At 72.5% G+C, this 14205-nt stretch carries 13 protein-coding genes; 7 read left to right on the plus strand and 6 right to left on the minus strand.

Annotated features, from left to right (window positions below):
* Window positions 1–6: 6 nt before the first annotated feature.
* From QRX60_RS33340 to QRX60_RS33355, 4 genes are read right to left on the minus strand one after another with little or no spacing between them, the layout of a single operon-like run.
* Complete coding sequence (locus QRX60_RS33340) at window positions 7–1869, minus strand: CocE/NonD family hydrolase (RefSeq protein ID WP_285995402.1); 1863 nt, start codon at window positions 1867–1869, stop codon at window positions 7–9.
* A complete protein-coding gene (locus QRX60_RS33345) occupies window positions 1869–2690 on the minus strand; it encodes an ABC transporter substrate-binding protein (RefSeq protein ID WP_285995403.1) in 822 nt (273 codons plus the stop codon). The genes QRX60_RS33340 and QRX60_RS33345 overlap by 1 nt, the downstream gene beginning before the upstream one ends.
* 20 nt (window positions 2691–2710) lie before the next feature.
* Window positions 2711–3439, minus strand: coding sequence for an amino acid ABC transporter ATP-binding protein (locus tag QRX60_RS33350; protein ID WP_285995404.1), 729 nt, complete (start codon window positions 3437–3439; stop codon window positions 2711–2713).
* Window positions 3439–4188, minus strand: a complete 750-nt coding sequence (locus QRX60_RS33355) for an amino acid ABC transporter permease (RefSeq protein WP_285995405.1) — start codon at window positions 4186–4188, stop codon at window positions 3439–3441. Before QRX60_RS33355 ends, QRX60_RS33350 begins: the two co-directional genes overlap by 1 nt.
* A gap of 115 nt (window positions 4189–4303) precedes the next feature.
* Between QRX60_RS33355 and QRX60_RS33360 the strand changes: the two genes are divergently transcribed.
* The 5 genes from QRX60_RS33360 (at window position 4304) to QRX60_RS33380 (ending at window position 11055) form a co-directional block, all read left to right on the plus strand.
* Complete coding sequence (locus QRX60_RS33360) at window positions 4304–5380, plus strand: DUF5937 family protein (protein WP_285995406.1); 1077 nt, start codon at window positions 4304–4306, stop codon at window positions 5378–5380.
* A 39-nt stretch (window positions 5381–5419) separates the two neighbouring features.
* Window positions 5420–6811 (plus strand): rhamnogalacturonan lyase, encoded by a 1392-nt coding sequence (locus QRX60_RS33365; protein ID WP_285995407.1) that lies wholly within the window; start codon window positions 5420–5422, stop codon window positions 6809–6811.
* Between the two features lie 44 nt (window positions 6812–6855).
* The gene (locus QRX60_RS33370) at window positions 6856–8085 is read left to right on the plus strand and encodes a PucR family transcriptional regulator (protein WP_285995408.1); all 1230 of its coding nucleotides are present in this window, start codon (window positions 6856–6858) and stop codon (window positions 8083–8085) included.
* A 153-nt stretch (window positions 8086–8238) separates the two neighbouring features.
* Window positions 8239–10569 (plus strand): molybdopterin cofactor-binding domain-containing protein, encoded by a 2331-nt coding sequence (locus tag QRX60_RS33375; protein WP_285995409.1) that lies wholly within the window; start codon window positions 8239–8241, stop codon window positions 10567–10569.
* Between the two features lie 9 nt (window positions 10570–10578).
* On the plus strand, window positions 10579–11055 hold the full coding sequence (locus tag QRX60_RS33380) for a (2Fe-2S)-binding protein (RefSeq protein WP_285995410.1): 477 nt from the start codon (window positions 10579–10581) through the stop codon (window positions 11053–11055).
* Window positions 11056–11117: 62 nt separating this feature from the next.
* On the opposite strand, the gene QRX60_RS33385 is transcribed toward QRX60_RS33380, so the two are convergent.
* The gene (locus tag QRX60_RS33385) at window positions 11118–11999 is read right to left on the minus strand and encodes a LysR family transcriptional regulator (protein WP_285995411.1); all 882 of its coding nucleotides are present in this window, start codon (window positions 11997–11999) and stop codon (window positions 11118–11120) included.
* A 78-nt stretch (window positions 12000–12077) separates the two neighbouring features.
* On the opposite strand from QRX60_RS33385, the gene QRX60_RS33390 reads away from it, so the two are divergent.
* Together QRX60_RS33390 and QRX60_RS33395 are read left to right on the plus strand one after the other, a co-directional pair.
* A complete protein-coding gene (locus QRX60_RS33390; protein WP_285995412.1) occupies window positions 12078–12995 on the plus strand; it encodes an EamA family transporter in 918 nt (305 codons plus the stop codon).
* The gene (locus QRX60_RS33395) at window positions 12992–13615 is read left to right on the plus strand and encodes an NAD(P)-dependent oxidoreductase (protein WP_285995413.1); all 624 of its coding nucleotides are present in this window, start codon (window positions 12992–12994) and stop codon (window positions 13613–13615) included. The genes QRX60_RS33390 and QRX60_RS33395 overlap by 4 nt, the downstream gene beginning before the upstream one ends.
* Here the strand turns inward: QRX60_RS33395 and QRX60_RS33400 are convergent.
* On the minus strand, window positions 13599–14042 hold the full coding sequence (locus tag QRX60_RS33400) for a hypothetical protein (protein WP_285995414.1): 444 nt from the start codon (window positions 14040–14042) through the stop codon (window positions 13599–13601). The genes QRX60_RS33395 and QRX60_RS33400 overlap by 17 nt on opposite strands.
* Between the last annotated feature and the right edge of the window lie 163 nt (window positions 14043–14205).

Here is a 14205-nt window from a genome sequence, read left to right on the forward strand (position 1 = left end):
AGGCGCTCAAGCATCGATGTCCGGCGGCAGCACCGGCAGCGTCAGCCACGACCGCCCGCCGACGTGGACCCGGTTGGTGGCCACGACCTTCCGGCGGTCGCCCACCTCGCGGGCACCGGTGTTCGTGTTGACGTCGAAGCGGGGGAAGTTGCTGGAGCTGACGTCGAGCCGGATGCGGTGCCCGGCCCGGAACAGGTTCGCCGTGTCGGGGGCCTCGACGGTGATGTCGTAGACCTCGCCGGGGACCATCGGCGCCGGTTCGGCGAAGGAGTCCCGGTAGCGGCAGCGCAGGATGCCGTCGGTGAGGTTCATCGCGAAGCCCTGCGGGTAGTCGGCGCTGGGCGGGTGGACGTCGACCAGTTTCACCGTGAAGTCCGTGTCGGCGGCGGTGGACGACACCGCCAGCCGCACGGTGACCGGCCCGGCGACCGCGACGTCCCGCGCCAGCGGCGGGGTCTGGAACACGAGCACGTCCGGTCGGCTTTCCAGCGGCAGGAAGGGTTCCGACGCGCCGAAGAAGCGTTCGTCGGGGCACTGGTGGAACGCGCCCCCGCTCATCACCGGCTCGCCGGAGGTGACCTGGCCGCCGAGCGTGGGCACCGGGTCGGCCGGGTCGAAGTCGTACTCCAGGTACGCGGGGTCCGCCGGCGCCGGGGTGCGGGTGAGGCTGCCGTCGGCGCACAGGTGGAACACCTGGTCCTCGGCGGTCTCCGGGGGCCACGCCGCCGCCGTGCGCCACCGGCCGCCGTGGTCGAGGCGGCCGTCGGCGGTCCGGCGCCCGGAGCCGCCGCCCATCAGGAAGTACCGCACCGGCGGCGGGGACTCGCCGTCGGCGGTGAGGTGCGCGTCGAACCAGCGCAGCCGCATCGTCACGTAGTCGTCGTCGAGGTTGCCGTCGAGCGGCGCTTCGGGGCCGAAGTCGACGTCACCGGCGTGCCGCACGCTGCGGGCGCCGTGGGTCCACGGCCCGAGCACGAGGTAGGCGGGGCTGTGCTTCTTGCGGCCCAGTTCGCGGAAGTTCTCGGCGGCGGTGCGGATGTAGGGGTCGTACCAGCTGGAGATGTGCAGGCTGGGGACGTCCGGGAACCGGTCGTAGAACCCGCGCGCGAAGATGCCGGGCTGGCGCCAGTACTCGTCGAACACCCCGTGCTCCCACTGCTCCAGCAGGTAGTCCTCGTAGTCCGGGACGAACCGCAACGGCGTCGCGCCGCGCCGCCACGGCATCCGGGTGAACCACGCGCGCAGGTCCTCGGAGTCCAAGGTGGCCCGCAGCACGGGATCGGCGAGCACCTTCGCGCTGCTGCGGGCGCGGTGGAACGCCCAGGTCACCTGCTTCAGCTCGAACGCGCCGCCCATCCGGGTGCCGGCTTCGTAGGCGCTGGCGAACCCGCCGGAGTCGAGGAACATGGCCGCCAGGTGGGGCGCGCCCAGCGACGCCAGCGCGGCCTGCGCGTGGGCGGAGTAGGAGACGCCCATCGTCGCGACCCGGCCGTCGCACCAGTCCCGCGCCGCGATCCATTCGACGGTGTCGTAGCCGTCTTCGGCCTCGTTGAGGTACTTGGTGAACGTGCCGCCGGAGTCGCCGCGGCCGCGGCAGTCCTGCCGCACGACCAGGTAGCCGCCCGCGACGAACCGCTGCGCGGCCACCTCGGGTGCCGGCGGGTCGTCGGGGCCGAGGACGCCGTCCGACGGACGCGCCAGCCGGCGGCCGTACGGGGTGCGCTCGAGGAGCACCGGCCCGGGGGAGGGGTCGGGCCGGGCGGCGTAGAGGTCGGCGGCCAGGACGGTGCCGTCGCGGGCGGGGACGTCGAGCACGAGCCGCCAGCAGTGCCGGCCGCCGGCCAGGTCCAGCCGTTCCCAGCCGCCCATCAGAGCCCGCCCGCGAACTGCGCGCCGAGCGCGGGCCAGGCGGCGACGAGCTGGGGCAGCGGTGCGGTGGTGAAGTACTTGCGGTACAGCCGTGCGTAGGTGCCGTCGGCGACCATCGCGCCGATCTGCTGGTCCAGCGCGGTCAGTAGCGCGCCGTGGTCCTTCGGCACGGCCATCGACGTCGGGTGCTCCACCGGGGCCGAGGCGGCCCGTCGCAGGGCCGGGTACTGCTTGAGGAACTGCTCGGCGTCCGGCCCGCCGACGACGAACGCGTCGAGGGCGCCGTTGAGCAGCTGGCTCACCGCGGCGTTGGCGTTGGGGAAGCCGATCGGAACCGCGCCCGGCATTTTGGCCGGGACGAACGGTTCCTGCGTCGACCCGGTGACCGCGCCGACCTTCCGCCCCGCGAAGTCCGTGAGCTTCGCGGCGGTCGAGCTCGCGGTCGTGAGCACCGCCGTGGTGCTCCAGAACAGGGGCTTGGTGAAGGAGACGCTCTTCTGGCGTTCTTCGGTGACGCCAAGCCCGGCGGCGGCGAGGTCGTACTGGTGGCTGGTCAGCCCGGCCAGCGACGACGTCACCGAAGTCGACTTGTAGTCGACCTTCAGCCCGAGCCGCTTGGCGGCTTCGTCGGTGACGTCGATGACGAACCCGACCGGCTTGCCGGTGGGATCACCGTAGGCGAACGGCGGCTGGCTGGTCTGCGTGGCGGCGCGGATGGTGCCGGGTTCGAGCAGGCCGTACGGGTCGTCGGCGGAGGAGGTGCTGCCGCAGCCGGCGAGGACGAGGGCGCCGGCGAGCGCGGCGAAGGCGATGCGGAACATGGTCTGTCCTTTCCGGACGGTCACAGGACGCGGGCGAGGAAGTCGCGCAGCCGCGGGGTTTCCGGGTGGTCGAGGGTGGCGCGGGCGGGACCGGTTTCGGCGACGCGGCCCTCGTCCATGAACACCACGCGGTCGGCCACCTCGCGGGCGAAGCCGATTTCGTGGGTCACCGCGAGCATGGTCATGCCCGACGTCGCGAGGGTGCGCATCACGTCGAGGACGTCCTTGACCAGCTCGGGGTCGAGGGCCGAGGTGGCCTCGTCGAACAGCATCACCTCGGGTTCGACGGCGAGCGCCCGGGCGATCGCGACGCGCTGCTGCTGGCCGCCGGAGAGCCGGCCCGGCCGCTGGTGCGCCAGGTGCGCCAGGCCGAGCCGCTCGAGCTGGGTCATGGCCGCCGCCTCGGCGGTGTCCCGGTCGAGCCGCCGGACGTGCCGCAGTGCGGCCGTGACGTTCTTCAGCACGCTCAGGTGCGGGAACAGGTTGAAGTGCTGGAACACCATGCCGACGCGGGTGCGGACGGCATCGACGTCCACGCGGGTGCCGGTGATCTCGGTGCCGCTGATCCGGATCTCGCCGAACGACGGCGGTTCGAGCAGGTTGAGGCACTTGAGCAGGGTCGACTTGCCGGAACCGGACCGCCCGAGCACGCAGACGGTCTCGCCGGCGGCCACGTCCAGGTCGACGTCGCGGAGCACTTCGATCGGGCCGTAGTTCTTGTGCAGGCCCCGCACGGACACCGCGGCCATCAGACGGCCGCCTTCGCGGGAACGGGCGCGACCGGCGCCGGCCCGGTCGTGAAGCGGCGGCCTTCGCGCATGCGCCGGTCGAGCTTGTTCACCGCGTAGGTGAGCGGGATGGTCAGCAGCAGGTAGCAGAGGCCCGCGGCGACGAGTGCCGACGAGTTGTAGGTCGCCGCCTGCCGTTCCTGGGCGATGAAGTAGAGCTCCCGCTGGCCGAAGCCGAGTCCGAGCAGGTACACCAGTGCGCTCTCCTTGATGTCGATGATGAACTGGCCGGCCAGCGCGGGCAGCACGTTGCGCACGCCCTGCGGGACGACGACCACCCGCATGGCCGTGAGGTAGGGCATGCCGAGGCTGCGCGCCGCGTGCAGCTGCCCGGCGGGGACGGCCTGGATGCCGGAGCGGAAGATCTCGGCCGAGTAGGCGGCGGAGATCAGGGCGATGGCGAGCACGGCGTACCCGAGCGGTTCGCGGCCGAACGGGCGCAGTCCCGCCGCCGGCAGGCCGACGCCGACCAGGCTGACGGTGACGATCGCCGGCAGTCCCCGGAAGACGTCGACGTAGATGCGGGCGGGCAGCCGGACCAGCCGCCGCCGGGACAGCAGCAGCATCGCCAGCAGCACCCCGGCGACGACGCCGAAGACGATCGCCAGCGCGGCGATCAGCAGGGTGTTGCGCAGCCCTTCGGTGAGCAGCGCGGGTAGGACGTCCAGGATCTCGTGCAGGTCGAAGAAGGTGCGCAGGAAGTCGAGCATGACCTGGCCTCTCGTGTCGCGGTGGCGGCCGGATCACGGAAGGCTAGGTCCGTTTTCCCGCGTTGCCGCCGACGCTTACCGCGACCGCGGTAAGCATGGGGTCTAAGCTGGGCGCATGTCGGTGGTGCTGACCGTGCAAGGGGCCCGGGCGGCCGACCTCGTCGCGGGGGTTTCGCCACTGGCCGAGCTGCTCGCGTGCCTGCACTCGATCGCCGAGCCGGAGCACCACTTCGAGGTGCGGCCGTGGCTCACCCGCGTCCGCGCGGACACCTCGGCCGCTCTGCACAGCCGGCTGAAGACCTACGCGCCGCTGTGGGCGCGCCGCCGCTGCCGGCTGCTGCTGCCGTTCGAGCTGCCGCTGGGCCGGACGTTCGAGGACGAGCTGGGCCGGATCGAGCAGCTCCCGGTGGACCGCTTCGCCGCGACCGCGGCCGAGGCGATCCACGGTGGCTTCGTGGAGATCGGCGACCTGCTGGGCGACGCGGCGGCGAGGGAGGCGTACGTCGGGGCGTGCGAGCGGCGGTCGTTCGCCCGCGGCGAGCTGGCCCGGCACCTCGTCGGCGACCCGGAAGCGTTCCGCGCGGACCTGCTGGACGTGCTGCGCGCCTGCGCCGACGAGTTCTTCGCCGACGAGTGGGCGCGGGTGTCTCACCGGCTGGAAAGCGAGTGCGCGACCGTGCGGGCGCGCGTCAGCGCGCTGCCGGTCGCCGAGGCGCTGGCCTCGCTCAGCCCGAACGCGGCGGCGCGGCAGGACCCGCCGTCGGTGGTGTTCGACAAGCTGCAGTCGTTGCACGCCGACCTGCGCGGCCGCCGCTGCCTGCTCGTACCGTCCGTGCACGCCCGGCCGCACCTGATCGTCAAGGTCGACCCGGGTTTCCCGGTCGTGGTGCACTTCCCGGTCGAGGGCGACGGCGCCCGCGACACGCTGGCCCAGGTGCGCCTGCGCCTGGCGATCCTCGCCGACCCGGCCCGGCTGTCGTTGTGCCGCCACCTGGTCAACGAGCCGATCACGACGTCGGACCTGGCCGCCCGGACCGGGATGACGGTGCCGCAGGTCTCCCGCCACCTGGGCCGCCTGCGCGAAGCGGGCCTGCTGGTCTCCCGCCGCGACGGCCGGATGATCCAGCACCGCCTGGACCTCCAGCGGCTGATGCAGCTCGGGGTCGACGTGCTCACCACGATCATGCGCTGACGCTATCGTCCATTGTGGACTCTACGTGGATTCGACGACGTGGTCGAATCGTGCGGCACTTCCGCTCGGGGTGGTCGAGCCGTTACACGCCCGCGCTGGGAGCGTTCCCAGGTCGACTGTCCCTGTCGTGTTCCTCCAGGAGGTCGGTATGACCCAGCGGGCTACACCGGGAATGTCTACGTCGACGCCTACCGGCTCGACGGCACCCTGCTGCGGCGGATCGACCTGGGCCGCAACATCCGCGCCGGCGCGCACTACACGCAGTTCCAGGTCTTCGACTACGACGGGGACGGCCGGGCCGAGGTCGCCATGAAGACCGCCGACGGCACGCGGACCGGCACCGGCCAGGTCCTCGGCAGCGCGAACGCGGACTACCGCAATTCCAGCGGCTACATCCTGTCCGGTCCGGAATACCTGACGATGTTCGACGGCCGGACCGGCGCCGCGCTGGCCACCGTGAACTACGACCCGCCGCGCGGCACCGTCTCTTCGTGGGGCGACAGCTACGGCAACCGGGTCGACCGGTTCCTGGCCGGGACCGCGTACCTGGACGGCTCGCACCCGAGCCTGATCATGTCCCGTGGCTACTACACCCGGACCGTCATCGCGGCCTGGGACTTCCGCGGCGGCGCGCTGACCGAGCGGTGGAAGTTCGATTCGAACTCGGCCGGCTCGCAGTACACGGGGCAGGGCGACCACCAGCTGGCCATCGCGGACACCGACGGCGACGGCCGCGACGAGATCGTCTTCGGTGCCATGGCGATCGACGACAATGGCAGTCCACTGTGGAACACCCGGCTCGGCCATGGAGACGCCATGCACGTCGGCGACCTGATCCCGAGCCGGGCGGGCCTGGAAGAGTTCAAGGTGGACGAAGACACGTCGAAGCCGGCCGCCTGGACGGCCGACGCGAAGACCGGGCAGATCATCTGGCAGAACGCGTCCTGCTCCTGCGACAACGGACGCGGGGTGTCGGACGACGTCTACGCGGGCAGCCCCGGCGCCGAATCCTGGTCGTCCGCGGTGCCCGGGCTGTTGAACACCAGCGGGCAGACCATCGGGCGCAAGCCGTCCTCGGCGAACTTCGTCGTCTGGCGGGACGGCGACGCCCAGCGCGAGCTGCTGGACGGCACCCACATCGACAAGTACGGCACCGGCGCCGACACGCGGCTGCTCACCGCGTCCGGCGTGCACGCGAACAACGGCACCAAGAACACGCAGTCGCTGCAGGCGGACCTGTTCGGCGACTGGCGGGAGGAGGTCGTCTGGCCGACGTCGGACAACCGGGCGCTGCGGATCTACTCGACCACGGACCCGACGAGCATCTCCCACGTCTCGCTGATGCAGGACCGCCAGTACCGGGAGGCCGTGGCGTGGCAGAACACCGCCTACAACCAGCCGCCGCACCCGAGTTTCGCGCTCGCGAAGTGAGCGGGAACGCGGAGGGCCACGTAGGCTGACGCGCCGGTGAGAGCGTGACAGTGGTGGTGCGGATGGGCGAGGCACGGGCGGACGCCCGGGACACCGCGTGGTCGCTCGCGGCCAGGGTGCTGGACGAGCTCGACGAGCTCACCGGCGCCCTGGTCGCCGACATCGTCGAGCAGAACTCCGGCTACCGGGTGGTCGACGTCGTGCCCGACGACGACCTGTGGCGCTCCTGCCACGACAACCTCCGCCGGGTCCTCCAGCTGATCGGCCGGGGCGCCGAGACCGCCGAGGACCTGTACGACGCGGCGAAGGCGACCGGACGGCGCCGGGCCGAGCAGCAGCTGCCGCTCGACGACGTGCTGCGGTCGTTCCGGATCGGCGGCCGGCTGGTCTGGCAGGCCCTGACCGAGAAGGCCCGGGCCACCGGGTACGTCAACAACGAGGCCATGCTGGACCTCGCGACCCGCGTGTGGGAGGTCGTCGACGCCACTTCGGCCCAGGTGGCACTGGCCTACCACGTGGCGGAGCGCAGTTTCGTCCGCGCGGACGAGCAGCGGCGGGCCTCGCTCTGGGAAGGACTGCTGCAGGGACGCGCCGCGGACGCGGGGTTCGCCTACGAGGCCGGCCGCGCGCTGCGCCTGCCGATCTCGGGGCCCTACGTCGTCGTCGCGGCCGCGGGGCCCGGTGACGCCGCCTTCGCCGAGCCGCTCGGATCCGCGCTGGAGGACCTCGGGTCCACCTCCGCCTGGCAGTCGCGCGCGGACGTGCTCGTCGGCCTGGTCTCGTTGCCGGGCCGTGCGGTGGCGGATGCCGTCGAGGCCATCGGGTCCGTGCTGACCGTGCCGGCCGGGGTCTCCCTGGTCGTCGACGGGCTGGCGGCCGTGCACACGGCCTACCGCCAGGCGGTGCTGGCGATGCGGACGGTGCCGCCGGGCCGGGCCGACGTGGTGTGCCTGGCCGAACGGCTGCCCGAAGCACTGCTGCTCAGCTCGCCCGAACTGACCGAGTCGCTGCAGCAGAACTGGCTGGGCTGCCTGCTGGACCTGCGGTCGGTGGAGCGCGGCCCGCTGCTGGAGACGCTCGCGACGTGGGTGCGCACCGGCGGCTCGGCGACACGCTCGGCGCAGGCGCTGCACTGCCACCGCAACACCGTGCTCAACCGGATCCACCGGATCGAAGAGCTGACCGGCCGGTCGCTGACCGGCGGCGACCTGGCCCTGGAGCTCGCCCTGGTCGTCCGCGCGCTGCCCTACCTCCCGCCACCACGCGTGCCCTGACTGGCACCCGCTGTGCACTGTGCACAACGACACTAGGCCAAATGTAGGCACTCAGATGCTTCATTCGGCGGCGTGATGTGTGTAACACTCCGGCTCGGCGGTGCTCCGGCCCGCGCTTCTCCCACACCGTCGTTCGAGAGGTCCCAGCCGCTCATGCCCGAACACGACCCCGCCGTCCCCTCACCCGGGTCCGAGCCGCGCTCGATGGCCCGCCGCCGTTTCCTCGGTTTCGTGCTCGCCGCGCCGACGCTCGCCGTCGCCGCGCAGGTCGGGGCCGCGGAGCTCGCTCCCGGAAAGGCCGACGCGGCGATCCCGTCGCTGCCGCAGCCCGAAGACATCTTCGACCTCGGCGACCTGCAGAACCTCGCCGCCCTGCCGACGTCCGGCCTGATCAGCGTGCAGATCGGCGCCGACGGCCGGGCCGCGTTCGCGGTGCCGCGCTGCGAGGTCGGCCAGGGGATGACCACCGCCGTCGCGATGATGATCGCCGAGGAGCTCGACCTCCCGCTGGACAAGATCGACGTCACGCTCGCCGACGCCCGCCCCGAGCTGCTGATGAACCAGCTGACCGGCGGCTCCAACTCGATGCGCAGCATCTACACGCCGGTCCGGACCGCCTCGGCGATCGCCCGGCAGCGGCTGATCGCCGCGGCCGCCGCGCAGTGGGGCGTGCCGGCCTCGCAGCTGACGACGTCCGGCGGGGTCGTCCGCGGCTCCGGTGGCCGCACGGCGAGCTACGGCTCGCTGGCGAAGGCCGCGGCCTCCGCCACCACGATCAGCGTGGCCGCGACGCTCAAGCCGCAGTCGGAGTTCAAGGTGCTCGGCACGCCGCAGAACCGGCTCGACGCGCACGCCGCGGTCACCGGCCGCAAGCAGTTCACCCTCGACCTGGACGTCCCGGGCGCGCTCCCGACGATGGTCGCCCGGCCGCCCACGATCAACGGCACGCCGCGCGCGATCCTCAACGCGGCCGAGGTCAAGGCGATGCCCGGGATCACCGACGTCGCCGCGATCTCGCACGGCGTCGCGGTCCGCGGCCGCACGTTCGGCCAGTGCATCGACGCGATCCGGGCGCTGAAGGTGACCTGGGGCGCGGGCACGGTCGACGGCGAGTCGGACGCGACCGTGCTGAAGAAGCTCAAGGCGGCGCAGCTGCCGATGGCCGTGCCCGGCCTGCTCGACCAGTACATCGACGCCGAGTTCACCTTCGCCGCCGCCAGCAACAGCCCGCTGGAAACCGGCGCCGCGATCGCCGACGTCCGCGCCGACCGCGCGGAGATCTGGTCGTGCCTGAAGGTGCCGATCGTCGCCCAGGAGGAGATCGCCAAGCTGCTGGGGCTGCCCCAGGACGCGGTCACGGTGCACGTCACCCAGGGCGGCGGGTCGTTCGGGCGGCACCTGTTCCACGACGCGGCCGCCGAAGCGGCGGAGGCGTCGCAGAAGATGGGCAAGCCGGTCAAGCTGATGTGGTCGCGCACCGACGACTTCCGCCAGGGGCGCATCCACCCGATGTGCGTGTCGCGGGTGCGGGCCACCTACCTGCTCGGCAACGTGGTCAGCTTCGAACAGCGCCACACGAGCGTGCAGACGGAGTTCAGCCACGGGCTGGGCGAGATGATCACCGCGACCGCCGCGAAGCTCCCGATCGGCGGCAACCTCAGCTTCGCCGAGTCGATCTTCCTGCTGAGCCAGTCCTCGCCGTACAACTTCGGCGTCACGACCCAGCTGCTCAACGAGATCCCGCTGAAGTTCAACACCGGCAGCATGCGCAACATCTACTCGCCCAACGTGGTCACGGCCGAGGAGCTCGTCGTCGACCAGCTGGCGAAGAAGTTCGGCAAGGACCCGGTCGCGTTCCGCCGCGAGTTCCTCAAGGACGACCGGCTGCGCGCGGTGCTGGACAAGGCCGTCCAGGTCGGGAACTGGGGCCGGGCGATGCCGGCCGGCACGGCGCAGGGGATCGCGCTGCACGCCGAATACCGCGGCGCGGTCGCGGTGCTGGTGGAGATCGACTGCCGGCCGGAGACGGTCAACCGGCCCATCCGCGACGGCGTCACGGGCCCGCGGGTGACGAAGGCGCTCGTGGTCGTCGACCCCGGCTTCGCGATCAACCCGCGCGGTCTCGAGGCGCAGATGATCGGCGGCCTCAACGACGGCATCGCGATGTGCCTCACCTCCAGCATCCACATCAAGGACGGGCTCCCGCTGGAAGGCAGCTGGGACAACTACTTCTACACGCGCGAGTGGAACACCCCGCCCGAGACGCAGGTCGTGATCATGCCGAACACCTCGTCCAGCCCCAGCGGCGCGGGCGAGCTCGCGGTGGCGCCGTCGTTCGCCGCCGTCGCCTGCGCCTACGCCCGCGCGGTCGGCAAGATGCCGACCTCGTTCCCCATCAACCACGGCACGCTCAGCTTCGAGCCGCTGCCCGTCCAGCCGTCCACTCCGCCGTCGCCGACCGACGGCCTCGACCACGCCTTCTAGGAGCTCGCCGTGCCTAACCAAACGTTCAAGGTCAACGGCAAGGTGGTCACCGTCGACGCCGACGACGACCTCCGGCTGCTGTGGGTCCTGCGCGACCTGCTGGGCATCAAGGGCCCGAAGTACGGTTGCGGGCTCGACGTCTGCAAGGCGTGCACCAGCCACATCAACGGCAAGGCGTTCAACCCGTGCTCGGTGCGGGTGGCCGACATCAAGGAGACCGACGAGATCACGACGATCGAAGGCCTCCCCGCGACGGTGGGCAAGGACCTGCACCCGATGCAGGAGGCGTGGCTGGAGATGGACGTCGCCCAGTGCGGCTACTGCCAGCCGGGCCAGATCATGGCGGCGGTGGCCAAGGTCCGCCAGGCGCAGGCAGCGGGCCGCGACATCACCGACGCGGACCTGGACGAGATCCGCAACATCTGCCGCTGCGGCACCTACGCCCGGATCCGCGAGGCGGTGAAGGCGGGCGCGGAGAAGATGTGACGCCCCGCGGTCGTGAGTGGTGATTCGGGTTCTAACCCGAATCACCACTCACGACCCGAGTGTCAGCCCGTCCCGGCGTCGATGCCCAGCAGCTCGACGAAAGCAGTCGCCGCCGGGGTCGGGTTCGTCTCCGCCCAGATCACGTACTCCACCCGGGCCGGGGCGTCGGTGATCTCGATCGTCACCACCCCCGTCAGCTGCGGGGCGTAGCCGGACGGCAGCATCGCCACCCCCAGCCCGGGGCCGACCAGGCGCGGCACGTAGTCCGCGCTCGTCACCTCGTAGGCGACCTCGCGGTCCAGGCCCGCCGCGGCGAACGCCTGGTCGGACTGCGCGCGTCCGGCCGTGCCCGCCGGGAGGTCGACGAACACCTCCGACGCCAGGCGCCGCAGGCCGACCGTCGCTTCGCCGGCCAGCGGGTGGTCCGGGGCCACCACCGCGATCAGGTGGCCGCGAGCCAGCTCGTGGACCGCCACGCCGCGCGGGCGGGCCGTCGTGGGCAGGCCGAGGAACGCCACGTCGAGGGTGCCGTCGCGGACCTGCTCGATCAGGTCGTCGCTCGCGCCCACCCGGAGGCTGATGCGCACCTGCGGGAACCGGTCGTGGAACTCGCGCAGGGTGGCCGGGACGTCGGCCGCGGTGACCGTCGGGATCAGCCCGACGGCGAGCCGCCCGCGCACCTCGCCCACCGCGGCCGCGACCTCGGCCGCCGCCCGCTCCGCCGCATCCAGGCACTGGCGCGCCGCCGGCAGGAACGCCTCGCCCGCCGGGGTCAGGCGCACCCGGCGGCTGGTCCGGTCGAACAGCCGCGCGCCGAGCTCACGCTCCAGCCGCGCGACCTGGTGGCTCAGCGCCGACTGGACGACCAGGCACCGCTCGGCGGCGCGGGTGAAGCTGGTCGTCTCGGCGATCGCGACGACGTACCGCAGCTGCTGGAGTTCCACGCATCCATCTTGGATCACGATCGCTGCGGTGACGAACATGTGTTGGACTCATCGATCACGCTCCGGTGAGATTTCGGTATGACCAGCCACCTCCTGCGGGCGGACCCCGGCGAAACCCGCCGCCCGGACCTGCCGCGCATCGCGCTCACGGCGTTCGCACCGGCGGTGTGGGGCACCACCTACCTCGTCACCACCGAGTTCCTCCCCGCCGGCCACCCGCTGTTCGCCGGCCTGCTCCGGGCGCTGCCGGCCGGGCTGATCGCACTCGCGCTGACCCGGACGCTGCCGCGGGGAGCCTGGTGGGGGAAGGCCGCCGCGCTCGGCGTGCTCAACATCGGGCTGTTCCTGCCGCTGCTGTTCGTCGCCGCCCAGCGGCTGCCCGGCGGGGTGGCCGCGACGCTGGCCGCCGCGCAGCCGCTCGTCGTCGCCGTCCTGTCCGTCGGCGTGCTCCGCGAACGCCTGTCGGGGTGGCGGCTGGGCTGGGGCGTCGCCGGGATGGCCGGCGTCGGCCTGGTGGTGATCGGGCCGGCTGCGGCTTTCGACGGTGTCGGCGTCGCGGCGGGCCTGGGCGGCGCGGTCACGATGGCGTTCGGCGTGACGCTGACGAAGCGCTGGGGTCGGCCCACCGGGGTCGGCCCGACGGCGTTCGCGGGCTGGCAGCTCACCGCGGGCGGGCTCTTCCTGCTGCCGCTCACGGCCGTCTTCGAGGCCGCACCACCCTCGATCGACGGCGGCGCCGTGCTCGGCTACCTCTGGCTGGGCCTGGTGGGCGGGCTGCTCGCCTACGCCCTGTGGTTCCGCGGCGTCACCACGCTGCCGGTCGCGTCGGTGGCCGTGCTGGCGCTGCTGTCCCCGCTGGTCGCGGCCGTCCTCGGCGCGGTCGTCCTGCACCAGACGCTCGGCCCGGTCCAGCTCGCCGGGTTCGCGCTGGCGCTGGCCGCGCTCGTCGCCGGCCAGCTCCCCGATCCGCGCACCCGGAAAGGGAACCTCCCGTGAAGATCGCCGTCGTCGGCGCCGTCGGCGTGGTCGGCTCCCGCGTCCTCACCGAAGCCGCCCGGCGCGGCCACGACCTCGTCGCGATCGTGCGGACGCGACGGCTCGAAGTACCGGGCGTCACCGTCGTCGAGGCGGACGCGGGCGACCCGCACCGGATGGCCGCGCTGTTCGCCGGCACCGACGCGGTCGTGGCCGCGGCCCGTCCCGCGCCGGGCGAGGAACACACCGTCGCCGCCACGACGACGGCGCTGCTCGACGCGGCGGCGGCCGCGGGCACCCGCGTCCTGGTCGTCGGCGGCGCGGCCCCGCTCCGGGTGCCCGGTGGCGGGCTGGTCCTCGACGACCCGCGGTACGTCCCGGCGCGGTACCGCGCGATCGCCGCGGCCAGCGCCGCGCAGCTGGAGGCCTGCCGGGCGCACCCGGCCGCCGACTGGGTCTACCTCAGCCCGCCGGCGGTGCTGGAGCCCGGTGTGCGGACCGGGGTTTACCGCCGCGGCACGACGACGCTGCTCGCGCGACCGGACGGAACTTCCGGCATCTCGGCCGAAGACCTCGCCGCCGCCGTGCTGGACGAGCTCGAAGACGCCGGCCCGGACCGGCACTTCACGGTCGGCCGCTGACCTTGGTCTCGCACCGGACCTGCGGTGCGGCCTCGGTGCCGGACGCGACGCAGTCGACGCCCTTGCCCGGCCCGGGAACCGGGTAGGTGAACACCGTCGGCGCGTCGCTGTCGCGGCCGGCGGAGAACTTGATGACGGTCGGCGTCCAGGAGCCGGTGCCGTGCAGGGTCTTCGAGTAGTACGCGGTGTGCGGGCCGATGGTGGTGCCCATGCCTTCGCCGTCGTCGTTCAGCTCGTGGACGGTGAGCACGTAGTCCCCGGCGGTGTACTTGCCCTGGTTCTCGTGCCCGGCCTCGGCCGGGGTCGCGCCGACGACCTCCGGCGCGACGGGGTCGGCGGCGGTGGCGATCACGGTCGCCCCGATCGCCACCACCGCGGCCCCGGCCGCGACGGCGATGACTCCGGCCCTCTTGGTGTGCACCTTCATGATGGCTCCATAAGATTGTTGGTGTTCAGGACGGGATGTTCTGGATGCCCAGGGCGATGGGGTGTGGCTGATGATGTCTTGCCTCGTGAGGTGGCTTCTGAGGAGTGGCCGCTCTGTCGTTCTGGACGCCCTGGCCGCTGATTGAGATCTGCGCTCGGTCGCT

It is taken from the genome of Amycolatopsis mongoliensis (assembly GCF_030285665.1).
Taxonomy (GTDB): Bacteria; Actinomycetota; Actinomycetes; order Mycobacteriales; family Pseudonocardiaceae; genus Amycolatopsis; species Amycolatopsis mongoliensis.